At 70.6% G+C, this 24442-nt stretch carries 24 protein-coding genes; 10 read left to right on the forward strand and 14 right to left on the reverse strand.

Translation table 11 applies throughout. The features are described from left to right. The first annotated feature begins 1 nt into the window (after nucleotide 1). Together ALI22I_RS31475 and ALI22I_RS31480 are read left to right on the forward strand one after the other, a co-directional pair. A complete protein-coding gene (locus tag ALI22I_RS31475; protein WP_077009133.1) occupies nucleotides 2-1543 on the forward strand; it encodes a glycerol-3-phosphate dehydrogenase/oxidase in 1542 nt (513 codons plus the stop codon). Nucleotides 1544-1639: 96 nt separating this feature from the next. Next, nucleotides 1640-1918, forward strand: coding sequence for an acyl-CoA thioesterase (locus tag ALI22I_RS31480; protein ID WP_077009134.1), 279 nt, complete (start codon nucleotides 1640-1642; stop codon nucleotides 1916-1918). Between the two features lie 217 nt (nucleotides 1919-2135). On the opposite strand, the gene prcA is transcribed toward ALI22I_RS31480, so the two are convergent. The 5 genes from prcA to ALI22I_RS31505 form a co-directional block, all read right to left on the reverse strand. Further along, the gene (gene prcA / locus ALI22I_RS31485) at nucleotides 2136-2948 is read right to left on the reverse strand and encodes a proteasome subunit alpha (protein WP_077009135.1); all 813 of its coding nucleotides are present in this window, start codon (nucleotides 2946-2948) and stop codon (nucleotides 2136-2138) included. A 55-nt stretch (nucleotides 2949-3003) separates the two neighbouring features. Further along, entirely contained in the window at nucleotides 3004-3852 is an 849-nt protein-coding gene (gene prcB, locus ALI22I_RS31490; protein WP_077009136.1) for a proteasome subunit beta, read from the reverse strand. Nucleotides 3853-3886: 34 nt separating this feature from the next. Next, the gene (locus tag ALI22I_RS31495) at nucleotides 3887-4081 is read right to left on the reverse strand and encodes a ubiquitin-like protein Pup (RefSeq protein WP_077009137.1); all 195 of its coding nucleotides are present in this window, start codon (nucleotides 4079-4081) and stop codon (nucleotides 3887-3889) included. Between the two features lie 84 nt (nucleotides 4082-4165). Next, complete coding sequence (gene dop / locus ALI22I_RS31500) at nucleotides 4166-5659, reverse strand: depupylase/deamidase Dop (RefSeq protein ID WP_077009138.1); 1494 nt, start codon at nucleotides 5657-5659, stop codon at nucleotides 4166-4168. Between the two features lie 52 nt (nucleotides 5660-5711). Then, nucleotides 5712-8183 carry an FtsX-like permease family protein gene (locus ALI22I_RS31505; RefSeq protein ID WP_077009139.1) on the reverse strand — a complete coding sequence of 824 codons (2472 nt, stop codon included), beginning with the start codon at nucleotides 8181-8183 and terminating at the stop codon, nucleotides 5712-5714. Nucleotides 8184-8287: 104 nt separating this feature from the next. Here ALI22I_RS31505 and ALI22I_RS31510 point away from each other — a divergent pair, with 104 nt between their 5' ends. Both ALI22I_RS31510 and ALI22I_RS31515 read left to right on the forward strand, forming a co-directional pair. Then, on the forward strand, nucleotides 8288-8782 hold the full coding sequence (locus ALI22I_RS31510) for an NUDIX hydrolase (RefSeq protein ID WP_077009140.1): 495 nt from the start codon (nucleotides 8288-8290) through the stop codon (nucleotides 8780-8782). Further along, entirely contained in the window at nucleotides 8773-9069 is a 297-nt protein-coding gene (locus tag ALI22I_RS31515) for a DUF6191 domain-containing protein (RefSeq protein ID WP_077009141.1), read from the forward strand. Before ALI22I_RS31510 ends, ALI22I_RS31515 begins: the two co-directional genes overlap by 10 nt. Here the strand turns inward: ALI22I_RS31515 and ALI22I_RS31520 are convergent. From ALI22I_RS31520 to ALI22I_RS31535, 4 genes are all read right to left on the reverse strand, one after another. Further along, a complete protein-coding gene (locus ALI22I_RS31520) occupies nucleotides 9041-9961 on the reverse strand; it encodes an aldo/keto reductase (RefSeq protein WP_077009350.1) in 921 nt (306 codons plus the stop codon). The two genes, ALI22I_RS31515 and ALI22I_RS31520, sit on opposite strands and share 29 nt — an antisense overlap. 93 nt (nucleotides 9962-10054) lie before the next feature. Next, nucleotides 10055-11119 carry a glycoside hydrolase family 5 protein gene (locus ALI22I_RS31525; protein ID WP_083752158.1) on the reverse strand — a complete coding sequence of 355 codons (1065 nt, stop codon included), beginning with the start codon at nucleotides 11117-11119 and terminating at the stop codon, nucleotides 10055-10057. Nucleotides 11120-11225: 106 nt separating this feature from the next. Beyond that, a complete protein-coding gene (locus tag ALI22I_RS31530) occupies nucleotides 11226-11993 on the reverse strand; it encodes an ABC transporter permease (protein ID WP_077009142.1) in 768 nt (255 codons plus the stop codon). Further along, on the reverse strand, nucleotides 11990-12898 hold the full coding sequence (locus ALI22I_RS31535; protein WP_077009143.1) for an ABC transporter ATP-binding protein: 909 nt from the start codon (nucleotides 12896-12898) through the stop codon (nucleotides 11990-11992). The genes ALI22I_RS31530 and ALI22I_RS31535 overlap by 4 nt, the downstream gene beginning before the upstream one ends. A 112-nt stretch (nucleotides 12899-13010) precedes the next feature. Here ALI22I_RS31535 and ALI22I_RS31540 point away from each other — a divergent pair, with 112 nt between their 5' ends. Both ALI22I_RS31540 and ALI22I_RS31545 read left to right on the forward strand, forming a co-directional pair. Beyond that, nucleotides 13011-14120 (forward strand): sensor histidine kinase, encoded by a 1110-nt coding sequence (locus tag ALI22I_RS31540; RefSeq protein ID WP_077009352.1) that lies wholly within the window; start codon nucleotides 13011-13013, stop codon nucleotides 14118-14120. Then, a complete protein-coding gene (locus ALI22I_RS31545) occupies nucleotides 14117-14761 on the forward strand; it encodes a response regulator (RefSeq protein ID WP_077009144.1) in 645 nt (214 codons plus the stop codon). The genes ALI22I_RS31540 and ALI22I_RS31545 overlap by 4 nt, the downstream gene beginning before the upstream one ends. A gap of 78 nt (nucleotides 14762-14839) precedes the next feature. Here ALI22I_RS31545 and arc read toward each other — a convergent pair whose 3' ends face one another. Beyond that, complete coding sequence (gene arc / locus ALI22I_RS31550) at nucleotides 14840-16639, reverse strand: proteasome ATPase (protein WP_077009145.1); 1800 nt, start codon at nucleotides 16637-16639, stop codon at nucleotides 14840-14842. A gap of 239 nt (nucleotides 16640-16878) precedes the next feature. Here arc and ALI22I_RS49775 point away from each other — a divergent pair, with 239 nt between their 5' ends. Further along, on the forward strand, nucleotides 16879-17712 hold the full coding sequence (locus ALI22I_RS49775) for an Rv0361 family membrane protein (RefSeq protein ID WP_143532526.1): 834 nt from the start codon (nucleotides 16879-16881) through the stop codon (nucleotides 17710-17712). 69 nt (nucleotides 17713-17781) lie between these two features. On the opposite strand, the gene ALI22I_RS31565 is transcribed toward ALI22I_RS49775, so the two are convergent. Both ALI22I_RS31565 and ALI22I_RS31570 read right to left on the reverse strand, forming a co-directional pair. Then, nucleotides 17782-18609, reverse strand: coding sequence for a tRNA (adenine-N1)-methyltransferase (locus ALI22I_RS31565; RefSeq protein ID WP_077009148.1), 828 nt, complete (start codon nucleotides 18607-18609; stop codon nucleotides 17782-17784). A gap of 77 nt (nucleotides 18610-18686) precedes the next feature. Then, on the reverse strand, nucleotides 18687-19247 hold the full coding sequence (locus ALI22I_RS31570; RefSeq protein ID WP_077009149.1) for a hypothetical protein: 561 nt from the start codon (nucleotides 19245-19247) through the stop codon (nucleotides 18687-18689). A 110-nt stretch (nucleotides 19248-19357) separates the two neighbouring features. Between ALI22I_RS31570 and ALI22I_RS31575 the strand changes: the two genes are divergently transcribed. Together ALI22I_RS31575 and ALI22I_RS31580 are read left to right on the forward strand one after the other, a co-directional pair. After that, nucleotides 19358-20488: a sensor histidine kinase gene (locus ALI22I_RS31575; protein ID WP_179118431.1), complete on the forward strand. Its 1131-nt coding sequence runs from the start codon at nucleotides 19358-19360 to the stop codon at nucleotides 20486-20488. Further along, nucleotides 20485-21135, forward strand: a complete 651-nt coding sequence (locus ALI22I_RS31580) for a response regulator (protein WP_077009151.1) — start codon at nucleotides 20485-20487, stop codon at nucleotides 21133-21135. The genes ALI22I_RS31575 and ALI22I_RS31580 overlap by 4 nt, the downstream gene beginning before the upstream one ends. On the opposite strand, the gene ALI22I_RS31585 is transcribed toward ALI22I_RS31580, so the two are convergent. Together ALI22I_RS31585 and ALI22I_RS31590 are read right to left on the reverse strand one after the other, a co-directional pair. Continuing rightward, nucleotides 21110-22210 carry a site-2 protease family protein gene (locus ALI22I_RS31585; RefSeq protein ID WP_179118440.1) on the reverse strand — a complete coding sequence of 367 codons (1101 nt, stop codon included), beginning with the start codon at nucleotides 22208-22210 and terminating at the stop codon, nucleotides 21110-21112. The two genes, ALI22I_RS31580 and ALI22I_RS31585, sit on opposite strands and share 26 nt — an antisense overlap. 243 nt (nucleotides 22211-22453) lie before the next feature. Continuing rightward, complete coding sequence (locus tag ALI22I_RS31590; RefSeq protein WP_077009153.1) at nucleotides 22454-23170, reverse strand: TetR/AcrR family transcriptional regulator; 717 nt, start codon at nucleotides 23168-23170, stop codon at nucleotides 22454-22456. Nucleotides 23171-23258: 88 nt separating this feature from the next. On the opposite strand from ALI22I_RS31590, the gene ALI22I_RS31595 reads away from it, so the two are divergent. Then, entirely contained in the window at nucleotides 23259-24437 is a 1179-nt protein-coding gene (locus tag ALI22I_RS31595; protein ID WP_077009353.1) for an FAD-dependent monooxygenase, read from the forward strand. The last annotated feature ends 5 nt before the right edge of the window (nucleotides 24438-24442 follow it).

Genomic DNA, 24442 nt, shown 5'->3' on the forward strand with positions numbered 1-24442 from the left:
GATGAGCGAGCAACGGGCCAGGGCGCGCGAGGCGCTGGGACACGGCGCCTTCGACCTGGTCGTGATCGGTGGCGGTGCGCTGGGCATCGCCACCACGTGGGCGGCGGCCCGGTCGGGCCTGCGGGTGGCGCTGGTGGAGGCGGGTGATTTCGCCGGCGCCACCTCCAGCGCGTCGTCCAAGCTGGTGCACGGCGGGCTGCGATACCTGGCGATGGGTCCGAGCGCGGTGCCGATGGTGCGGGAGAACCACGCCGAGCGGCGCGCGTTGGGCGACCACCTGGCGCCGCACCTGGTCCGGCCGCTGCCGTTCCTGGTGCCGGTGTACCGGGGCGGGCCGCACTCGCGGTCGGTGCTCGGCGCGGGCGTGGTGCTGTACTCGGCGCTGTCCGGGTTCGGCGACGGCATGGGCAAGGTGCTGTCGGCGCGGCGGGCCGTCGAGTACGTGCCGCACCTGCGCACCGACGGGCTGCGCGGAGCAGCGCTCTACTACGACCACCAGATGAACGACTCCCGCGTGGCCATCACGGCGGCGCGGGCGGCGGCCGAGGCCGGTGCCGTGCTGCTCAACCACGTCGAGGTGGTGGCGCTGCGCAAGCGCGGTGCTCTGGTGACCGGTGTCGAGCTGCGGGACCGCGTGGACGGCTCGACGTTCGGCCTGGACGCCTCGGTGGTGGTCAACGCGACCGGGCCGTGGCTGGACGCGCTGCGGCGGATGGAGGACCGGTCGGCCGCGCCGAGCATCCGGCTGTCCAAGGGCTCGCACCTGGTGCTTCGGACGGACACGCCGTGGCGTGCGGCGATGACCATCCCGGTGGACGACGTGCGGGTGTCGTTCGCCATCCCGTGGGAAGGGCAGTTGCTGCTCGGCACGACCGACGAGGCGTACGAGGGCGACCCGGCCGACGTGCGGTGCTCGCCGGCCGACATCGACCAGATCCTGGGCGAGGCGTCGGTCGGCATCTCCGCCGAAGCCCTGGACCGCTCGCGGTTGGCTTACACGTTCGCCGGGCTGCGGGTGCTGCCCGGCGGGTCCGGCGACACCAGCCACGCCAAGCGCGAGACGGTGATCAGCAGCGGGCGCGGCGGGATGATCAGCGTGGCGGGCGGCAAGTGGACCACGTTCCGGCGCATCGGCGCTTCGGTGCTGGCCCGGGTCGGCGAGGCGTTGGGGCGCGATCTGTCGCACGCGTTCGACGGCGTGCCGGCGGCGTTGCCGGGTGCGGCTCTTCCCGAACGGGTGAGCGCGCAGCTGGGTCGTGAGCTGCCGTCGTTGCCGGACGACGTGCTCAGGCACTTGGCCACGCACTACGGCACGGTGAGCCACGAGGTGCTGGCGTTGGCGTTGGACGACCCGTCGCTGCTCGACCGGGTACACCCCGACGGGCCGGACATCTGGGCCCAGGTGGCGCACGCGCAGCGGTACGAGTGGGCGACCGAGGTGGACGACGTGCTGCGGCGGCGGACCACGGTCGTGGTGCGCGGGCTGGACACGCCTTCGGTCCGTGAGCGCACGGGCCGGTTCTTGGCCAAGGCCATCGCGTAGCGGGCGGGCGAACGGGTGATGTCCACGCGGGCTCGCGCAGCCGGAGTCCCAGCCGTGCGGACCGCCGACATCACCCAACGCCCGCATACTCGACAGATGCCCTTCACGACCACCACCCACGTGCGCTGGCCGGACGTGGACCAGAACGGCCACATGCGCACCACCGCGTACCTGGACGCCGCCGAGGACAACCGGATGCGGTACTTCGCCTCGGCGGGCTTCCCGATCGCGGAATTCGCCGCCCGCCGCATCGGACCGGTCTCCCACGGTGACGACCTGCGCTACCGCGCCGAACTGCGGCTGCTCGCCGTCCTCACCGCCCTGGACCACACCGAGGACTTCGTCGAACTCCCCTCACCCCTGGCCCGCACCTGAGCCGGTCCACTCTTCCGCTGACGGCAGGTCCTCCAGCCGCGTGACACGCGGGATGGGGCACTCCCCGAGTGCCCCGTCCGCTCCTCTTCACCTGCGGCGCGATCCCAGGGGCGCGATCAGCTGGTCAAGATCTTCCTGTAGGACACGAGGAAGGCCCCCGGCATCAGCCGAGGGCCTTCCTCGTCGTGCGAGTGCGGGGTCGTGCGAGTGCGGGAACCTACGCCTTGTCGTCGTTCGGGGGCAGGTTCACGTCCGTCACCGGCTTCTTGCCGCCCTTGGCGGGCGGGGTCGGCTCTTCGGTTTCGGCTGCCTCGGGGGCGGGCTCGTCGCCGGGGAGCAGGGCGGCCAGGGCGGCGCCCGTGATGCGGCGGAACGCGCGGCGCGGGCGGTCGCGTTGCAGGACCGCCACTTCCAGCTTGCCGCGGTCCAGGAGGTCCGGCTTGCCGTTGCCGGTGGTGGTGCTGCCGGCGCTGAGGGCCTTCACCGCGACGCGGACGGCGTCGGCCAGGGGCTCGCCTTCGGTGTACGCGTCCTTCAACGCGGTACTCGTCGCCTCGGCCTGGCCGCCCATCACGACGTACTGCGGCTCCTCCACGATCGAACCGTCGTAGGTCAGCCGGTACAGCGTGTCCTGCTCGGGCGCGGTGCCGACCTCGGCCACGCAGATCTCCACCTCAAGGGGCTTGATCTGCTCGGCGAAGATCGAGCCCAGGGTCTGGGCGTACACGTTCGCCAGTGACCTGCCGGTCACGTCGCGCGGGTCGTTCTGGTACCCGCGGATGTCGGCGAACCGGATGCCCGCCTGCCGCAGGTTCTCGAACTCGCTGTACCGACCGACCGCGGCGAACGCGATGCGGTCGTAGATCTCGGACACCTTGTGCAGGGTGGCGGACGGGTTCTCCGCCACGAACAGCACCCCGTCGGCGTACCGGAGCACGACCACGCTCCGGCCGCGGGCGATGCCCTTCCGGGCGTACTCCGCGCGATCGCGGAGGATCTGCTCGGGTGAGGCGTACAACGGCATCGTCACTGCTGCGGCTCCCGGGCTCGGCGGATGCGGGTGGGGATGGGGATCGGCACGGCGCTCAGCCCGCCGGCTTGCTGCGGCGGCCCTCGACGACCGACTCGGCCAGCGTGGCGGTGTCCGCGTCGGACAGGTGGGTCGCGCCATCGGCGGTGATGGTCACGACGACGGGGTAGATCTTGCGGATCACGTCCGGACCGCCGGTGCCCGAGTCGTCGTCCGCGGCGTCGTACAACGCCTCGATCGCGGTCCGGGTCGCCAGCTCGGCGTCCGCGTCCGGGTCGTAGAGCTTCTTCATCGCCGACTTCGCGAACAGCGAGCCCGAGCCGACGGCCTGGTAGCCCTGCGACTCCTCGTAGCGCCCGCCGGTCACGTCGTAGGAGACGATGCGGCCTGCCCGTTCCGGGTCGGCCGCGTCGATGTCGAAGCCCGCGAACAGCGGCACGACCGCGAGACCCGCCAGTGCGGCGTCAAGGTTGCCCTTGATCATCGCCGAGAGCCGGTTCGCCTTGCCGTCCAACGACAGCGAGACGCCCTCGATCTTCTCGTAGTGGCGGAGCTCGACCGCGTAGAGCCGGACGATCTCGACCGCGATGCCCGCCGTGCCCGCGATGCCCACCGCCGAGTAGTCGTCGGTGATGAACACCTTCTTCATGTCACGCTGGGCGATCACGTTGCCCATCGTGGCGCGCCGGTCGCCCGCGATCACCACGCCGCCCTTGAACGTGAGCGCGACGATGGTGGTGCCGTGCGGAGCCTGCACCGCGCTGCCCTCCGGCAGTTTGCGGCCCGACGGCAGTAGTTCGGGGGCCTGGGCGCGGAGGAAATCGGTGAACGACGACGACCCCGGCCTGAGGTAGGCCGGGGGCAGCGACGCGGCCGGGTAATGCCCGGTCGAGCTGTGGTCCATGTGTGCGTTCTTCTCCTGTCCCGCCGGCGGCTTCTTACTCGCCGCCCTTTTGCACGTACGCGCGGACGAAGTCCTCGGCATTCTCTTCGAGCACGTCGTCGATCTCGTCGAGAATGGCGTCGACGTCCTCGCCGAGCTTCTCCCGGCGCTCCTGGCCGGCCGCCGCCGCGCCGTCGCCGCTCTCGTCGCCGTCACCGCCGCCTTGGCGCTGAACCTGTTCCTGGGCCATGTCGACCTCCCGGTCTTCGGGTCCTGCGAGTTAAACACTACCCACCAGGTACGACATTTTGCGCCTGCCACTCGGGTCTGATGATCAGCCCCTGGTCAGCGCCTCCACCAGTTGCTCGGCCGTGTCCGAAGCCTCCAGGAGGGCCCCGACGTGCGCTTTTGTGCCACGCAGGGGCTCCAGGGTGGGAATGCGGACAAGTGATTCGCGACCCAGGTCGAAGATCACCGAATCCCAGGACGCGGCGGCCACCGAGGTCGGGTAGCGCTCCAGGCAGCGGCCGCGGAAGTAGGCGCGGGTGTCCTCCGGTGGCGCGAGGATGGCCGCACGGACCTCCTCCTCGCTGACCAGGCGCTTCATCGAGCCGCGCGCCACCAGCCGGTTGTACAGGCCCTTGTCCAGCCGCACGTCGGAGTACTGCAGGTCGACCAGCGACAGCCGGGGCGAGCCCCAGGCCAGGCCGTCCCGGGCGCGGTAGCCCTCCAGCAGCCGCAGCTTGGCCACCCAGTCGAGCCGGTTGGCGCACTCCTGCGGGTCGCGGGCCAGCGCGTCCAGCACCTCGCCCCACACGCGGAGCACGTCGCGGTCGCCGTAGCCCTCCTGCTCCACGAACGCGGCGGCGCGCTCGTAGTAGGCGAACTGGAGGTCCAATCCGGTGAACTTGCGCCCGCCGGCCAGGTCGACCTTGGTCTTGAGGGTCGGGTCGTGGCTGATCTGGTGCACCGCGCGGACCGGGTCCTGCAACCGCAGGTCGTCGAACCGGCGGCCGGCCTCGATCATGTCCAGCACCAGGGACGTGGAGCCGCACTTGATGTAGGTGGAGTACTCGGCGAGGTTCGCGTCACCGATGATGACGTGCAGCCGGCGGTACTTGTCCGCGTCGGCGTGCGGCTCGTCGCGGGTGTTGATGATGCCGCGCTTGAGCGTGGTCTCCAGGCCGACCTCGACCTCGATGTAGTCCGAGCGCTGGGACAGCTGGTAGCCGGCCTCCTCGCCCGCCGCGCCGATGCCGACCCGGCCGGAGCCGGTGATGACCTGGCGGGACACGAAGAACGGCGTGAGCCCGGCGATCACCGCGGTGAACGGCGTGCTGCGCTGCATCAGGTAGTTCTCGTGGGTGCCGTAGCTGGCGCCCTTGCCGTCCACGTTGTTCTTGTAGAGCTGGAGCCGGGGCTGGCCGGGGACGGTGGCCGCGCGCATCGCGGCCTCCTCCATCACCCGCTCCCCCGCCTTGTCCCAGATCACCGCGTCGCGCGCGTTGGTGACCTCGGGCGCGGAGTACTCCGGGTGCGCGTGGTCCACGTACAGGCGCGCGCCGTTGGTGAGGATGACGTTGGCCGCGCCCAGGTCCTCGACATCGCTGTCGCCGGGGTGGCCGCCGGGCGTGCCGAGGTCGAAACCGCGCGCGTCGCGCAGCGGCGATTCGACCTCGTAGTCCCAGCGCGCCCGGCGCGCCCGCGGTATGTCGGCGGCGGCCGCGTAGGCCAGCACCACCTGTGTCGAGGTGAGCACCGGGTTCGCCGTCGCGTCACCCGGCACCGAGATGCCGTACTCCACTTCGGTTCCCATGATCCGCCGCATACACGCAGCCTACGACCTACCACCGACACACCGCCGGGACCCAGGTCACGTTTCAGCCGGCCGCGAGTCCGGCGGCGGGTCGGATCCGGGACGCCCCGCGGGCCGGTCCGAACGCCGCGACGACCGCCAGCACGACCACGCCGGCCCCGCCGACCAGCAGCGGGAGCACCGCCGCGGTGGGCCACGCGAACACGCCGATCGCGGCCAGCGTCAGCTCCGCGTAGACCAGGCCGAAGACACCGCCGCCCAGCACTCCGACCAGCGCCAACAGCACCGCTTCGGCCACCACGCCGCCTTGCAGCCCGCCCTTGGTCACGCCCAGCGCCCGCCGTAGTGCCAGCTCCTTGCGGCGCTCCTGCACGGAGATCGTCAACGCGGTCCCGATACCGGTCACGGCGACCGCGACGGACAGGCCCAGCAGCACCATCAGCATCACGATGCCCAGGTCGAGGTAGCGCTGACTCTGTGCGCTCTCGTCGGCCTTCGTTTTCACCAGAACGGTGGGTGAACCGGTCAGGGACGCCCGCACGCCCTCCTGGTACGCCGCCGGGTCCGCGCCCGGCCGGAACGACACCAGCACCTTCGACGGGGGCGCCAGGCCCGGGTCGGGGAGCACCACGTCGGCGTCGTCGAGCAGCGAGCCGGTGAACGTGCCGACGACCGTGGCCGTGCGCGGCCCGCCGGGCAGGCCTTCGACGGTGAACGGCCGGCCGAGCTGCGCACCGAACCGCTCGGCGTACCACTCGTTGAGCAGCACCGTCCCCGTCTTGAAGTCGGCGTTCACGTTCTGCCTGGTCAGCCACTCACGCATGCGGTCGGGATCCGCGCCGACGACCTGGGTCGGGAACCCGAAGCCGTCCACGTCACGCTGCTGCACGTCGATGCCGTGCACGACGACGGTGCTCGCCGCCTCCGGCCGGTCGGCCGCCGCGCCGACACCACCGTCGAGAGCGCGCCCACCGGAGTCCACCACTACGGCATCGGGCTTCGGCTCGTTGCTGAACTCGTCCTCCATCCGCTGCGCGGAACCGACCGTGACGGCGAAGAACGTGACCATCGCGGCGGCCAGCAGCAGCGGCATCGCCACGGACGCGGACCGCTGCGGCACCCGCCGCACCTCGGCGGCGGCCAGCTTCCACTGCGCGCCGCCGAACCGACTCGCGACCGAGCCGAAGATCCGGCCCAGCGCGGGCACGATGACCGGCCCGAGCACGCCGAACAGGCCGAACACGGCGGTGATGCCGGAGAACAGGACCAGGAAGATGGCCGGCAGCGAGCCGTTGAAGAGCACCGCCAGCGCCGCCATGGCCGCCGCGGCGGCCACCAGCGTGATGCCGAAGACCCGTCGGCGGCGCACCACGGCCTGGTCCGACGTCTGGCCTTCGGACGTCCGCAGCGCCGCGAGCGGCGAGATGCGGGCGGCGGCCAGCGCGGGCCGGACCGCGGCGAACGCGCTGAGGGCGGAGGCCGTGACGACCCCGATCACGAGCTGGCCGACGGTGGGCAGCAGCGGCGGGCTCAGCTCCACCGCGCCGAGCAGCGCGGACAGGCCGGTGGTGTCGAACAGCCTGGCCAGCAGCCACGCCACCGACCCGCCGAGCACCGCGCCGACCGCACCGGCGACGGCGCCCGTGAGCAGCGCTTCGAAGAGGTTCGCCCAGACGAGCGGGCCGCGGTGCGCGCCGAGGCACCGCAGGAGCGCGGTGTGCCGCTGGCGTTGCGCGTAGACGGCGCGGTAGGTGGCCGAGGCGACGAACACCGAGGTGGCCAGCGCCAGGATGCTGAACGGCAGCAGCATGACCGCCAGGTCGTTGTTCGGCGGCTCGGCGACGACCGAGGCCCTGGTGTCCACCCGGAACCCCGCTCCCGCGGCCTGCGCGACGGCGTCCAGGTCGCCGCCGACCACGTGCAGCGACTGGAACCGGGGCGTGCCGTCGAGCTTGGCGGCCAGCCCCTCCCCGACCACGATCCGCGGTTCCTCGCCGAGCGAACCGCGCTTGGTGATGCCCCGGACCACCACGTCCAACGGCTTGCCGGCCGCGTCCGCGAGCTTGACCGCGCCACCCGGCTTGAGCCCGTGCTCGTAGGCGGTGACCCGGTCGATGGCGATCTCGCCGTCCGAGCCGGGCGAGCGGCCCTCCAGGATCGGCACCCGGCGCAGGCCGTCCCGGTCCAGCTCGACGTCAGCGGTGGCCCGGCGGTCGTTGGCCCGGCCGCCGTCCAGCAGCAGATCGGTGCGGACCTCGCGGACCGGGTGCACCTGTGTCACCCCGGCGGCGTGAGCGACCCGGTCGGCGGTCGTCTGGTCGAGCACGGCGTCGGAGTCGTAGACCGGGCGGACGACGAGGTCCACGCTCTCGGGGACGACGGGCGTACCGTCGTCCGTCGCGCGGACCATCGCGTCGCTGAGCATCAGGGCGGCCAGCAGGCAGGCGACGCCGACGACCAGGGCGACACCGGGCAGCACGGCGCGACCGGGCCGATTGCGGAACTCGGCGACCGCGAGCCGCAGGGATGTGGGCACAACTCCTCCTCGTGACGCGAACGCCACGACGGTAGGAAGCGAGGCCGTCGGCAGTCGTCGGCCCGAGGTAGCACTCGCCGGTAGTACCTGGGGAGGATCTTGGTGTGGAACACGTGGTGGTGGTCGACCCGGACGGCACGCCCATAGGCACGGCGACGCGCGCTCAGATGCGGGCGGAAGGGCTGTGGCACGTGTGCGCCGCGATCGTGGTGCGCTCTCTCGACGGGACGCGGGTGTACGTGCACCGGCGCACCGACACCAAGGACGTCTACCCCGGTCTGTACGACCCGACGTGCGGCGGTGTCGTCGCGGCGGGTGAGACGCCGGACGAGTGCGCGGTGCGTGAGCTGGCCGAGGAGTTGGGCATCTCGGCCGTGCCGGAGTTCCGGTTCAAGACGCCGTTCGTGGACGGAACCATCCGCTACATCGCGCACGTTTACGACGTGCGCAGCGACGGACCGTTCACCCATCAGCCGGAGGAAGTGGCCTGGGGCGGCTGGATGGGTCTGGACGAGGTGCGGGCGAAGGCGGAAGACCCCGGGTGGCCGGTCGTGCCGGATGGTCGGGCCCTGATCCGAAGGTGGTTCCGATGGGCATGATGTTCGCGATGTCGATCCCCGGCCTCGCCGTGCTGTTACTCGTCCTGGCGGCGGGTGAGCGGCTGTGGAAGGCGATCCGCCGCCGCAAGGGCCACCCGGTGATCTCCGCGACCGCGCTGGACGAGTTCACCACCCTGTTCAGCGGCGGCAAGCACATCGAGCTGGAACAGCGCCAGATCACGCTGATGCTGGGCGAGGACGAGGAGTCCGGCGCCCCGCCGCGCGGCCCGGTCGACCTCGACTCCGGGACCGTCCGCCTCATTCCCAAGCCAGCGACGCCCGAGTAGCCCAGTACTGGTCGGTGGGCTCGGCGCAGTCGGCCAGCTCGTCCGGCTCCAGGTCGATGTCACGGGCCTTCAGGTTGGCGTGCAGCTGTTCGGGGCTCGCCGCCCCGGACAGGACCACATCGGCCCACCACTGGGCGCGTACGGCGGCCAACGCGATCGCGTCCGGCCCCACGCCGTGCTCGGCGGCCAACTCGCGCACGCGCGGCGGCGGGTCCACGGCCAGCCTGCCGTTCGCCATGCCCTCCTTGACGAACACCTCCGCGCCGGACTCCTTCGCGTACGCCAGTGCCGGCCCCACGGACGTCTCCAGGACGTTCCAGGTGGACTGGACGCTGTCGAACAGCCGCCGTCCCTCGACCATCAGCTCCAAGGCGCGGCGCACCGTCTCGGCCTGGTGCGGGCCGGACGTGGAAAATCCCAGGCGGACGCCCGAGTCGCGCAGCCCGCCCAAGGCGAGGAGCAGGTCCGGGTCGCCGAACAGCGGGCTGTCGGGCGTCAGCGAGTGCACCTTGTAGAGCCCGACGTGCACGCCGAGCAGGTCCTGGGTCTCCTGCCACTGCTGGGTGAACCGGTCGACCGAGTGCTCCTTCACCTCGTGCGTGGCCACGTCCCGCCGCCAGTCCGCGACGTAGGCGTACCCCCACTTGCTGGACACCCGCACGTCCTCGTGGCCGCGCGAGGCCAGCCACTGGGCCAGGAACTCCTCCGCCCGACCGTACGAACGGGCGGCGTCCACCCGGCGCACACCCGCCTCGTAGGCGGCGTCCAGGACGGCGTGGCACTGCGCGCGCATGGCGTCCACGTCCCGGTCGTCGGGCAGCGCGTGTTCGCGGCCGAGGTTGATGTACGCGGGGCGGCCGAGGGCGGCCAGGCCTAGGGCGAAATCGGGCACGTACGACACGGTAACCGGCGGCCCGGAAGGCCGCCGGTCACCGTGATCAGCACGACTAGCTGCTCGGACGGTGATCCACTGGTGGGACGGTGGTCAACTGGTCGGGAAGTTGTCGGCGGTGCGGATGCGGTCGCGCACCCACACACCGGCCGGCTTCAGCACGCCCGTCCCGGAGAACGAGCTGCCCGAGCACGTGCCTTCCTTGAACACGGCGCCCGACCGGTGGTCATCGGAGAAGTTCCAGTTCACCCAGCTGATTTTCTTCTGGTTCATCAGATCGATGTACTGCTGGGACCTGGTGAAGTTGTTCGACCCGTCACCCGACGAGGTCTGCGTGCCGAACTCGGTGACGAACACCGGCACCTGGTCGGCGACCTTGGACAACGTGTTGAGGTACGAGGTGCCGTGCGAGGCCGCGTAGAAGTGGAAGGTGTACATCACGTTCGACGCGTTGACCTTGTTGTTCACCACTTCCTGCGGGTCACGGCCGTCCGACAGCCCGAACGTCGACCAGCCGTGCGTGCCGACCAGCACCAGGCTGTCCGAGTCCTCCGCCCGGATCACCGGGATGACCTGCTCGGCGTAGGACTTGACCCGCGACCACGTCACGCCGTTCGGCTCGTTGGCGATGTCGTAGATGATGTTGGTCTTGTCCTTGTGCCGGTTGGCGATCTCCTTGAAGAACGTCTTGGCGCGCGAGGTGTTGTGGTTGGGGTCGCCCGGCGAGAGCTGGTGCCAGTCGACCAGCGCGTACAGGCCGCGCTTGGTGGCCTCCTCGATGTAGCCGTGCACCAGGTCGGTGAACTTGCGCGGGTTCGTCTCGTACCCGTCCTCCTGGATGTACATCGAGATGCGCAGGACGTCGGCCTTCCAGTCGTTCGCCAGCGCGTCCAGCGACGCGGTCTTGACGCACTGGGCGTACCACTGGATGCCGTGCGTGCTCATGCCCCTGAGCTGGATCGGCTTGCCGTACCGGTTGCACAGCTTCACGCCGCACACCCGCAGTTGGCCGTTGATCGCGGCCGGCGATCCGGCGGGCAGGGCCGCCGCCACGACATCGGTGGACGGCGCGACCGGCGCCGCCTGCGCCGCGCCGACGAGCGTGACGGGCAGCGCGAACGCGGCCAGCAGCGCTAACAGGGTCTTGAGCCTTGCCATGCGGCTCGCTCCTCTCGGTTTGGGCGGCGGCATCCCTGAATTAGTTAAGGAAGTTTCCTTACCATTGCAGCGAAAGTAACGGCCACGCTGCGCACACGTCAAGACCTCAAGCGTCACGACGCAGCAGCGCGGTCGCGCCGGCACCCAGCGCGAGCACCAGGTACGCGAGCATCACCAGACCGGCGCCCAGCGGCGATAGCGGAGCGTCCGGCAGCTCACCGGACAGCTGTGGCGCGAGGGTCGGGAGCATCACCGAGTACGCCCGGTCGTTCCACGGGTGCGGCAGTAACAGCGTGAGCGCGGGCAGTACGAACAGCAGGCCGCACAGGGTCACCAGCGCGCCCGCCGTGGACCGGAGCAGGAAGCCCAGACCCAGCCCGACCAGGGCGAGCAGCACCAGCGACGCCGTGTTCGCCGATAACGTCGGCACGGCGTCGCCGAGCGAGTCGTACGCCGAGATCGGCCGCGGCCGGTCCCCCGTGATCAGTTCGCCCGCCTGGTAGGCCAGAAAGGACGTCACGAGGGCGACGACCAGGGACACACCGGCCACCACGAGCGTCTTGGCCAACAGGTAGGCCTTGCGGCGCGGAACGGAGACCAGGGCGGTGCGGATCATGCCGCTGCCGTACTCCGAGGTGATCGCCAACGCGCCCAGCACGCCGAGGCAGAACTGGCCGAACGGGACCACCATCACGCCCGGGTCGGCCGCGCCGAACTTCTGCCGGAGGTCCGGCGGCGAGGTGTCCCAGTCGGCCGTCATCAGGTACGAGATCAGCGCGCCGGCCAGCAGGGAGGCGGCGATCGCCAGCAGGACGTAGGTGGTCGAGCGGACGGACCGGAGCTTCAGCAACTCCGAGTTCAGCACGTCGGTCATCGGACGGTCTCCTTGGTGCGGTACTCCACGCTCTCCTCGGTGAGTTCGAGGTAGGCGTCCTCCAGGGACGCGCTGCGCGGTGTGAGTTCGTGGATGGGGATGCGGTGGTGCGACGCGAGGTCGGCGATGCCGGGGGCGTCGAGCCCCTGCACTGACAGTGCGCCGTCCTCGGAGCGGGCCGTCGCGCCCGCCGCGCCCAGCACGGCGAGGAGTGCGTCCGGCGAGGGCGAACGCACCAGCACGTCCTTCTTGAACTTCTCCTGGAGGTCCCGCATGGACGCCTCCAGGATCAACTTGCCCCGGCCGATCACGATCACGCGGTCGGCGGTCAGGGCCATCTCGCTCATCAGGTGGCTGGACACGAGGACCGTGCGGCCTTCCCGGGCCAGGTCGCGCATCAGGTGGCGGATCCAGCGGATGCCCTCCGGGTCCAGGCCGTTCACCGGCTCGTCGAACAGCAGCACGCCGGGATCGCCGAGCAGTGCCGCCGCCACGCCGAGGCGTTGCTTCATGCCCAGGGACAGCGATCCGACGCGTCTGCTCGCCACCCCGGCCAGGCCCACCTGTTCGAGGGTCGCGACGACCCGGGCGTCCTTGATGCCGTTGCTGCGGGCCAGCACGCGGAGGTGGTCGTAGGCCGACCGGCCGCCGTGCACCGCGCCCGCGTCCAACAGCGCGCCGACGTGGTGCATGGGACGCCGGATGTCGGCGTAACGACGGCCGTCCACCAAGGCTTCGCCGCTGGTCGGGCGGTCCAGCCCGAGGATCGCCCGCATGGTGGTGGACTTGCCCGCGCCGTTGGGGCCCAGGAAGCCGGCCACGTAGCCGGGTTCGACCTCGAACGAGAGGCCGTCCACCGCCCTGGTGGTCCGGTAGCGCTTGGTCAACTGCCGCACTTGGATCATGGGGACGAGCGTGCCCCGTCGGCGCGCTCCGCGGATCGGACCGGGGTCTGTGATTGGAGGTCGGACCGTGGTCCGACGCGAACCCGCCGGGACACCGAATACCGTGCCGATCGTGACGTCGCGAGTCCTGCGGTTCCTGCCGACCGCCTACCTGTACGCGCTGGACCTGGCGGTCGCGGTGGTCGTCGTCATGGTGTACCTGGCGTTCGCCGAGATCAGCACCGGCCCCGCGCCGTTGTGGCTGGGCTACCTGCTGGCGCTGCTGGTGGGGGCGCCGCTGGCGGGGCGGCGGAGCAAGCCCCTGCTGACGCTCGGGATCGTGCTGATGGCGCAGAACGTCGCCACGGTCGCCCACATCACGCTGGAGCCCTACACCGCCACCGCCTTCGCGATGTACGTGGTTGCGTCGACCTGTTCACGCCGGGTGGCCGTGGGTGCGCTGGCCGGTTCGCTGGGGTCGGCCTGGCTCGCGGTGTTCATCGCCGAGCCGTGGCCGGACGACGCCGGGCTGGCCCTGTTCGTGGCGTTGGTGGTCGGGGCGGCGTGGGCGCTGGGCCGCACGACCCGGATCCGCCGGTCCTACGAGGCTCGCCAGGCCGCCGAGGCGGCGGCCAAGGCGATCGCCGACGAGCGGATGCGGATCGCCCGCGAGTTGCACGACGTGGTGGCGCACAGCCTGAGCCTGATCACGGTCAAGGCCGGTGTGGCGGCCCACGTGGCGTCGTCGCAGCCCGAGCAGGCACAGGAGGCGCTGCGGGTGATCGAGAGCGCCTCCCGTGGCACCCTGGTCGAGATGCGGCGGTTGCTGGGCGTGCTGCGGTCGGAGGACGCGGCGGCCGAACTGGCGCCCATGCCCGGTATGGACGATCTGCCCGAGCTGGTGTCGCGGGCGTCGCTGGCCGGGGTGCCGGTGTCGCTGTCGGTTTCCGGATCGCTGCCCGAGGGGTTGGGGACGACCGTGTACCGGATCGTGCAGGAGTCGGTCACGAACGTGGTCAAGCACGCAGCCCCGGCCTCCTGCACGGTGTCGATCGTCGTGGAGGATGCTTCCGTCATGATCTCGGTGATCGACGACGGTCCCGGGGAGCGGGTGTTGGCCGGCGGTGGAGGGCACGGGTTGATCGGGATGCGGGAGCGGGTGGCGGTGTACGGCGGGACGTTCTGGGCCGGCCCGCTGGCCGGGGGCGGGTTCGCGGTGCGCGCCGAGGTGCCCCTGACGTGATCGACGTGGTGGTCGTGGACGACCAGGCGCTGCTGCGCGGCAGCTTCCGGGTGCTCGTGGACTCGGCGCCCGACCTGCGGGTGGTCGGTGAGGCCGGTGACGGCACCGAGGCCGTGTCCGTGGTGCGCTCGACCTCGCCGGACGTGGTGCTGATGGACGTCCGGATGCCCGGCGTGGACGGCATCGCGGCCACCCGGGAGATCAGCTCGTTCGCCACCGCCAGGGTGCTGATCCTGACCACGTTCGACCTCGACGAGTACGTCTACTCGGCACTGCGCGCGGGCGCGAGCGGGTTCCTGCTGAAGGACACTCCCCCGACCGACCTGCTGGCCGCGATCCGCGTGGTGGCCGCCGGCGACGCCCTGCTGTCGCCCTCGGTGACCCGCCGCCTGGTGGCCGAGTTCTCCCGAACCCCCACACCACGCGTGGTCCAGCTGGACGGAATCACCGAACGTGAGCAGGAAGTACTGGTGTTGATCGCACGCGGGTTCTCCAACACTGAGATCATGCGCGAGTTGCACCTGTCGGCCGGCACGGTGAAGACCCACATCGGCCGCCTGCTGCACAAGCTCCAGGCGCGCGACCGGGCCCAACTGGTGATCGCCGCCTACGAGTCCGGGCTGGTCACAGCCCGGTCCTGAACTCCGGGGACCTGAGGCCCCGGGACGCGGAAAGCCCGCCCAGCCGACTGGCTGGGCGGGCTTTCCTGACAGGTGCCGTTACAGGTACTGACCGGTGTTCGTGGCCGTGTCGATGGCCCGACCCGACTCCTGGTTCTTGCCGGTCACCAGCGTGCGGATGTACACGATCCGCTCGCCCTTCTTGCCCGAGATCCTGGCCCAGTCGTCCGGGTTCGTGGTGTTGGGCAGGTCCTCGTTCTCGGCGAACTCGTCCACGATCGCGTCCAGCAGGTGGCGCACCGACAAACCCGGCTGCTTGGTGTCCAGCAGGCTCTTGATGGCCGCCTTCTTCGCGCGGTCGACGATGTTCTGGATCATGGCGCCCGAGTTGAAGTCCCGGAAGTACAGGACCTCCTTGTCACCGTTGGCGTAGGTGACCTCGAGGAACCGGTTCTCCTCGGACTCCTCGTACATCCGCTCGACCGTGTGCTGCACCATGCCGTCGATGCAGGCCACCGGGTCGCCGCCGAACTCGGCCAGGTCGTCGGCGTGCAACGGCAGGTCGGGCGTGAGGTACTTGTTGAAGATGTCCTTCGCGCCTTCGGCGTCCGGACGCTCGATCTTGATCTTCACGTCGAGCCGGCCGGGACGCAGGATGGCCGGGTCGATCATGTCCTCGCGGTTGGAGGCACCGATCACGATCACGTTCTCCAGGCCCTCGACGCCGTCGATCTCGCTGAGGAGCTGGGGCACGATCGTGGTCTCGACGTCCGACGACACACCACTGCCGCGGGTCCGGAAGATCGAGTCCATCTCGTCGAAGAACACGATCACCGGGGTGCCCTCGGAGGCCTTCTCACGGGCCCGCTGGAAGATCAGCCGGATGTGCCGCTCGGTCTCGCCCACGAACTTGTTGAGCAGTTCGGGACCCTTGATGTTGAGGAAGTAGCTCTTGGCTTCGCGGTGGTTCTCGCCACGGGCGGCGTGAACCTGCTTGGCCAGGGAGTTCGCCACCGCTTTCGCGATGAGCGTCTTCCCGCAGCCGGGAGGGCCGTACAGCAGCACACCCTTCGGTGGGCGGAGCTTGTACTCGCGGAACAGATCGGCGTGCAGGAACGGCATCTCCACGGCATCGCGGATCTGCTCGATCTGCCGGAACAGGCCACCGATGTCCTCGTACTTGACATCGGGCACCTCCTCCAGCACCAGGTCCTCGACCTCGGCCTTCGGCACGCGTTCGTACGCGAAGCCCGCCTTCGAGTCGACCAGCAGGGAGTCGCCGGCCTTCATCGGCGAGTCCATGAGCGGCTGCGCGAGCCAGACGACCCGCTCTTCGTCGGCATGACCGACGACCAGGGCGCGGCCGATCGAGCCGTCCTCGGTTTCGGAGTGCAACACCTCACGCAGTGTGCAGACCTCGCCGGTGCGCTCGAAGTCGCCGCCCTCGACCACGGTCAACGCCTCGTTCAGGCGCACCGACTGGCCCAGGACCAACGACGGCGTCTCGACCGCGGGCGAAACCGACACACGCATGCGCCGGCCGGAGGTGAACACGTCCACCGTGCCGTCGTCGAACCGCGCCAGGAACACGCCGTAACCGCTGGGCGGTTGGGCGAGTCGGTCCACTTCCTCGCGCAGCGCGAGGAGCTGGCTCCGTGCTTCTCGAAGGGTGTCGATGAGCTTCGTGTTGCGCTCGGTCAGTTGGCTGACACGTTCCGTCGCCTCAGCCAACCGCTGCTCCAGCAGCCGGACGTGTCGTGGGGATTCCGTCAACTTGCGGCGCAGCAACGCGATCTCGTCCTCGAGGAACCGGATCTGCGCAGTCAGCTCACCAGAGTTATTGCCCTTGTTCAGCTCGCCACCCTCATCGGGCTGGCTGCCGGGATGACCGTGCTGCATGTCGGCACCCTCCTCCCGTGTTCGTCCCACAACGGTACCGGCGATCACCGACAAAAGCCGCCACCCAGCGAGTTCCCGGGCGTCGTGTGATCACACATTCCGCCCGCTCGGCCGGATCAACTGCTCCAACCGGTGTCAACCTGGACCTCCAACCCGCTACCGTGCGTCCAGTACGAGTTCCCACGTGAGTGGTCCGGGCAGTGTCCACTGCCACCAGCGGAAAGTTCTAGGAGAACGTGATGTCCGTCCCGCCGCAGCAGCCGGGTCCCTACGGTCAGCAGCCGGGTCAATTTGGCCAGCAACCAGGCCAATTCGGCCAGCAGCCGGGGTACGGCCAGCAGCCCGGCGGGTACCCGCCGCCGCCCCAGGGCTTCCCACAGGGTGGGCAGCAACCGGGGTATGGCACGCCTCCTGGCGGCTACCCGCAGCAGCCCGGCCAACCCGGTCAGCCCGGTCAGCCCGGCCAACCCGGTTACGGCCAGCAGCCCCAAGGCCAGCCCGGCCAGTTCAACCAGCCCGGTTACGGCCAACCGGGTGGTTTCGGCGCCCCTTACGGCGCGCCCCGCAAGAAGAGCCCCCTCCCGTGGATTCTGGGTGGTGTCGGCGCCCTCGTCGTGATCGGCGTCGTGGTCGCCCTCATCGTGACGATGGGTGGCGGCAGCAACAGCACCGCCAAGGACGCCGCGGACGGCTACGTCGCCGCCGTCAACTCCCGGGACTTCGACAAGCTCAACGCCCTGACCTGCGCCGAGAAGCGGGCCACGATCGAGGACATCAAGAAGGCCACCGACCCGGGCGCCTTCGCCGCGGAGCTGGAGAAGGAGCTGGAGAGCCAGGACCTGCCCCCGGAGTTCAAGGAGCAGATCGAGCAGGCTCAGGAAGCGGCGAAGAACATCAAGGTCAACCTCACCCTCGACGGCGTCCAGGAGAAGAGCGACACGGAGGCCACGGCCACCGTCTCGCTCAAGTTCACCGGGGTGCCGGACAGCATGAAGGAATACGTGAAGGACCAGACCGACGAGCTTCCCCTCAAGAAGACCGACGACGGCTGGGTCGCCTGCCCGAAGAACTGATCCACCAGAAGCGCGAACGGCCCCGCACACCTTGGTGTGCGGGGCCGTTTCAGCTGGTCAGCGCCCTGATCAGCCCTTGGACGGTCGGCGCTGCGGCCGGGGCGGGGTGACACCGTCGGCCAGCCTGCGGGTGGTCAGCAGGAACGCGGTGTGCCCGATCATCCGGTGCTCGGGCCGCACCGCAAGGCCCACCACGTGCCACGGCCGGACGAGGGTTTCCCACGCCTGCGGCTCGGTCCAGTGCTGCTGCTCCCGGATCGCCTCGGTGACCTTCGACAGCTGGGTCGTGGTCGCCACGTACACCACGAGCACGCCGCCGGGGATGAGGCTGCGGGACACCGCGGGCAGCACGTCCCACGGCGCGAGCATGTCGAGGATGACCCGGTCGACCTCGCCCTCGTGCTCGTTCACGTCGCTCACGGTCAGTGACCAGTTGCCCGGCCGTTCGCCGAAGAACTGCTCGACGTTGCGGATGGCGTGGTCGGCGTGGTCCTGGCGGACCTCGTACGACGTCACGCTGCCCTTCTCGCCGACCGCCCGCAGCAACGAGCAGGTCAGCGCACCCGACCCGGCGCCCGCCTCCAGCACCCGCGCGCCGGGGAACACATCGCCGTACATCACGATCTGGGCGGCGTCCTTGGGGTAGATCACCTGCGCGCCGCGCGGCATCGACAGCACGTAGTCGGCCAGCAGGGGCCGCAGCGCCAGGAACGACGTGCCGCCCATCGAGACGACGACGGACCCCTCGGGCTGCCCGATCAGCTTGTCGTGCGACAACGCGCCGCGGTGGGTGTGGTACTCCTTGCCCGGTTCGAGCACGATCGTGTAGTGCCGTCCCTTCGGATCGGTCAACTGCACCCGGTCTCCCGGCTGGAACGGACCACTGGCGGTGCTCACCGCGGCGAACCTCCTGCTTAAACGCGTGTCAACAGCGCACGATGGTCGCACGGTGGCCGCACGCGTCCCGGGGCGGCCTACCTGCGGGACTTCTCCGGGTTGACCAGTTCGCCGACCGAGTGCCACACCGGCCAGCCGAGCAGCCAGACCACGCCGACGACCGTCATCCACCGCATCTGCCCCCACAGCACCTGCGTGCGCTCGGGCGTGCTGACGACGTACATCAGCAGCAGCATCACCCCGCACGCGATCGCCCAGGCCACGAGGAACTTGCCCCACTCGCGCCACTCGTAGCGGACCTTCGCCGGTCCGCGCTTGGGCGGCTTGGTGGGCGGCGGCCCGCCCGCGAACCGGTGGGCGAACCGCTGGTCGGCCCACCGGAGCATGGTGTGCCCGAACGCCACGCTCACCCCCAGGTAGATCGCGGCGATCCCGTGCACGGTCTTCGCCTCACCCCCCGACCGCAGGTCGAAGACGGTCGCGACGAGCAGCACCACGTCCACCAACGGGGTGCAGACCAGCAGGATCGCGCCGAGCCTGCGCATCCGCAGCGCGTACCGGGCCAGCAGCCCCGCGCCCAGCACGACCCAGAACCCGATCTCGCACGCCACGATGAGGACGACCAACGGTTCAACCACGGCTCAAGCCTGCGGGTCGCGTGCCCTCACGCGCGTCGTCGGACCGACCCACCTCGCGTCATCAGTTCGTAGGACGCCCGGTCCGCCGGTCGTGTGCTGTGATGGCCGGTGTGACCGCCCCGAGACGCCGTGACGTGCTGCTCGCGGCGGCCTTCTTCACCGCCGGCGTGCTCGCCTACCTGCTGGACCTGGACTTGGTGCTGGGCGACCGGGACCGCAGGACACCGATGGACCTGCGGCTGGTGGTCCTGGGGCTGGCGTGCGCCGGGCAGCTGTTCCGGCGCGGCGCGCCCGTCGTGTCGCTGGTCGTGGTGGTCGCGGCGGCCGCGGTCGACTTCTACCTGGGCCTGAGCCTGCCGGTGCTGATGGTGTTCATCGACGTGCTGTTCGTGACGTCGCTGCACGGACCGCGCGCGCTGCACCGGGCGATCGTCGGGGTGGTGGCGACGACGACGGTCGGCGTCACGGCGGCGGCCGCGGTGGCGGGCGACTGGCGGCTGTCGTTCTACGCCGGGTTGCAGGCGTTCTCGCTGCTGGCGGTGCCGGTGTGGTGGGCGACGGACGTGCGGCAGCACCGGGAGAGCGTCGAGCAGCTCACCCGGATCGCGGAGCTGGACCGGCGGGCCGCGGTGAACGCAGAGCGCAACCGGATGGCCCGCGACCTGCACGACGTCGTCGCCGGGCACTTGTCGGCGATCGCGATCCAGTCCGAGGCGGTGCTGTCCATGCGCGAGGGCGATCCGGAGACCGTGCGCACGGTGTTGAAGTCGGTACGCGAGAACAGCGTGCGGTCGCTGGCCGAGATGCGGATGATGATCGACGTGCTGGGGGCCGACGAGCCGGTGGACGAGCCGGTGACGGTGCGGCTGGCGGACGTGGACCGGCTGGTCGAGTCGGCCGCCGCGGGCGGGCTGGTGGTGGAGTTCCGCGGCGCGGACGTGGACGGGCTGCCGGTGGGTGTGGACGTCGCGGCGTACCGGATCGTGCAGGAGGCGTTGACCAACGCGTTGAAGCACGCGCCCGGATCGCGCACGTCCGTGGTGCTGGAACGGCTGGTCAGGCGGTTTGCCGTGGAGGTTCGCAACACCGTGGTCGTTCGTAGTAAGGCACGAGGTGGACCGGAGGGTTCGGGGACGGGGTTGGTGAGCATGGCGGAACGCGCCCAAGTGGTCGGCGGGACGTTCTCGGCGGGTCCGGACGGCGCCGGCGAGTGGGTCGTGCGGGCGGAGTTGCCGCTGTGATCCGGGTGCTGGTGGCCGACGACCACGCGGCGATCCGCGCGGGCCTGGTGATGATCCTCGGCGGCGCGGACGACGTCGAAGTGGTCGGCGAGGCGGCGGATGGCGAGGCGGCGGTGCGGCTGGCGACGCGGCTGAAGCCGGACGTGGTGCTGATGGACATCCGGATGCCCGGTGTGGACGGCATCGAGGCGACCAGGCAGCTCAGCGGCGTGTGCGAGGTGCTGGTGCTGACCACGTTCGACCTGGACGAGTACGTGCACGGCGCGCTGCGGGCCGGCGCGGCGGGGTTCCTGCTGAAGTCGGTGGAGGCGCCCGCGCTGGTGGACGCGGTGCGGCAGGTCGCGGCCGGTGACGGTGTGCTGGCGCCGAGCGTGACGCGGCGGGTGATGCGGGAGTTCGCCTCGTCCGCGCCCCGGTCTCGCCCGGTCGGGTTGGACTCGTTGACCGAGCGTGAGGTGGAGGTGCTGCGCTGCCTCGGTGAGGGGCTGTCCAATCACCAGATCGGGCGAAAGCTGCACATCGGTGAGACGACGGTGAAGACGCACGTGTCGCGGGTGCTGACGAAGCTGGACCTGCGGTCGCGGGTGCAGGCGGCGATCCTGGCGCAGGAAGCCGGGTTGCTCAGCGGCGGTCCAGCGCGGCCTTGAGGTCTTCGCGGCGCAGCACGCCCGCAGGCCGTCCTTCGAGGTCGACCACCAAGTACTCCCAGGCGGCGGTGCCGTGCACGCGTTCCACCACCTCCGCGCCGGTCTCGTTCTCCAGCAGCACGGTCTCCGGCCGGATCGGCACGGCCGCCTGCTCGGCGGGCGCGTGCGGCGAGGTGCTGGCCAGCCGGCGCGCCATCTCCCGGTCGAGCAGACCGGCCGCGACACCGTCCGCGCGGACCAGGACCACGCCCCGGCCGGCGGACGCGGTGAGCGCACCCGACACCGGGCTCTCGGCGGGCAGCTGGAGCACGGGGCGGACCAGTTCGCCCAGCGTGAGGCCCTCCGGCCAGGTGCTGCGGCGTTCGGCGGTGGACTCGCCGCGCGCGCCGGCCAGCACGAACCACGCGGTCAGCAGGCACACGCCGAACCGGATCCAGCGGTCTTCGGCGCCCTCCATCACACCCCAGACGGCCCACACCACGAGCAGCGCCGCCACCACGCCACCGCCGATCACGGCGGCCTTCGTGCCCGCCGCGCGGCGGCCCGTGACGGCCCACACGCCCGCGCGCAGGATGCGGCCACCGTCCAACGGCAGGCCGGGGAGCAGGTTGAACACCGCGACGGCGGCGTTGGCGAAGGCGGTCTGGGCGATCAGCAGCCAGAGCGCGTCCGGCTCCGGGATGGCCGAGGCGGCCAGGGCGAACAGCCCGGCCAGGATGATCGAGACGATCGGTCCGGCGGCGGCGATCGCGCCCTCGTGACCGGGACGGGTCGGGGTGCGCATCACCTCGGACACGCCGCCGAGCAGGAACAGGCGCAGCCGGCGCACCGGCAACCCGAGGCGCAGGGCGACCAGGCTGTGGCCGAGTTCGTGCGCCAGCACCGAGAGACCGAGGAAGACCGCGAAGGTGGCGGCGAGGGCCACACCGGTGAGGCCGCCCGTGCCGGGCGCGATCTGGCCGACCAGCGGCGCGTAGAGGACCACGATGGCCGCCGAGCCCAGCCACCACGAGGGCGCGAGCAGCACCGGTATGCCGGCCGCGCGGAACAGCGGTAGCCCACCCTCCCGGCCCACCTGCCGCCGCCAACTCCCCGTCGTCGCCACGCGCAGAGCCTAGGGGTCGGCATGTATTAGTGCTGTGTTGAATTGCGCCGCCTCCGGCGTCGCGGGCTCGGTCGCCTGGAAGTCGACCTCGCGGCGAGGGTGCGGAGGGGGCGAAGGGGTTCGGCGGGGAGCGGAGGGGGTTCGGTGGGGAGCGGAGGGGGTTCGGCGGGGAGCGGAGGGGGTTCGGTGGGGAGGGGAGGGGGCAGAAGGGGGTTACGGGTACCTGGGCTTGTCGGGGGTGTGGGAGGCGATTCGGGTGCGTAGACCGGCGAGGATGAGGTCCAGGCCGAAGTCGAAGGCCTCGTCCTCGCCGCCCTCGGCCATCGACTCCGTCAACGCCGCCTGCACGGCGGGGTACCGGTCTCCTCGTTCGCGCACCACCTCGAACAGCATCGCGCCGAACTGCGCTCCTGGATCGCTGCCCGCTGTTGCCTGCTGGGCGATGCTGCGGACGTGCCCGGCGAGCACGGCCAGCACGTCCATCCGTTCGCTGCCGCCCAGGCCGGTGCCGTCGAGCACGGCGAGCGCGGCTTCCATCCACGCCAGCTCGTTGGGGCCGACGACGCGCGGACCTGTGGTGGCCTCCGGTACCCAGGGGTGGCGCAGGAAGCCTGGGAGCAGCGCCAGCGTCCACGCGCGGAGTCCGTCGTGCCAGTCGCCGTCGCGCAGATCGGTGGGCGGTGTGCCCATCGCCAGGTCGGCCATGAGTGCGACCAGCTCGGCCTTTCCGGGCACGTAGCGGTAGAGGGACATCTTCGTGAAGCCGAGTTCCGCCGCCACGCGTTGCATCGACACGGCGGCAAGCCCTTCGGCGTCGGCGATCCCGATGCCGGTCTGTGCGATGAGTTCGTGGCTGAGCGCCGGTTTGGGACCGCGGCGAGGTCCCGGGCGGTCACCCCACAGCAGTTCGAGGCTGCCGGCCAGGTCCATCGCCACCTCCGGGTGTTGCCCACACGAAGAACTGCGTCTACCGTACACAAAAAGAATTGCTTCCAGTGGACACAGTTTAGGGGTGGCGATGTCGAACAAGCAGGTCCTGGTCTCCGGCGCGAGCGTCGCGGGACCGGCGTTGGCGTACTGGCTGGCGCGCTACGGCTTCGAGCCGACCGTCGTGGAGATCGCTCCCGCGCTGCGCGGCGGCGGGGCGGCGGTGGACTTCCGCGGCGAGACCCACCTGACGGTGCTGGAACGCATGGGCGTCCTGGACCGGTTGCGCGAGATCCAGACCGGCGGCAGCCCGATGACGTTCGTCGACGAGCACGGGCGCACCCTGCTGCACCTGCCGGCGGACTTCGCGGGAGGCGAGTTGGAGGTGCTGCGTTCGGACCTCTCGCGGGTGCTCTACGAGCACAGCAAAGGTCTGGCGAACTACGTCTTCGGTGACTCCATCGCCGGGATGACCGAGACGCCGGACGGGGTGGACGTGACGTTCGCCAGCGGGGCGCAGCGCACGTTCGACCTGGTCATCGGTGCCGACGGCATCCACTCGGGCGTCCGCGGCCTCGCCTTCGGTCCCGAAGAGCGGTTCGTCAGCCACCTCGGTTACTACGTCGCGAGTTGGGACCTGCCCAACCACCTCGGCGTCCCGTTCGAGTCGTTGAGCCACAACGTGCCCGGACGGCTGGTCTCCACCGGCGGTGATCAGGACGGGGCGAGCGCGTTCGTGGCCTTCAAGTCGCCTCGCCTGCACTACGACCGGCGTGACGTGGCCCAGCAGCACAAGCTGATCAGCGACGCGTTCGGCGGGTTGGGTTGGGAGACGCCCCGGCTGCTGGCGTCCTTGGAGGACACGACGGAGCTGTACTTCGACTCGATCAGTCGGGTGGACGTCCGGCCGTGGTCACGGGGTCGGGTCGCGCTGGTCGGGGATGCCGCGTGCGGCGCCACCATCGGCGGGATGGGCGCGGGCACCGCCATCGTCGGCGCCTACGTGCTTGCGGGCGAACTGGCCGCTGCTGATGGAGATCACGAGGTGGCGTACCGGCGTTATGAGGACGTCATGCGGGGTTACGCGGAGGGGTGCCAGCGAGGCGGTGACCGCGCCGGGAAGTTCCTGGCGCCTCCGAGCGCGTTCGCCCTGCGCATGCGCAACGGCTTGCTGAGCAACCGATTCCTCCTCAACCTGATGCTCAAGGCAGGCAAGGATGTGAGCAGCAAGATCGATCTGCACGACTACACGCACGCCGACACCGTTTGAAACGA

This window comes from Saccharothrix sp. ALI-22-I (genome assembly GCF_001984175.1).
In the GTDB taxonomy this organism is placed as follows: domain Bacteria; phylum Actinomycetota; class Actinomycetes; order Mycobacteriales; family Pseudonocardiaceae; genus Actinosynnema.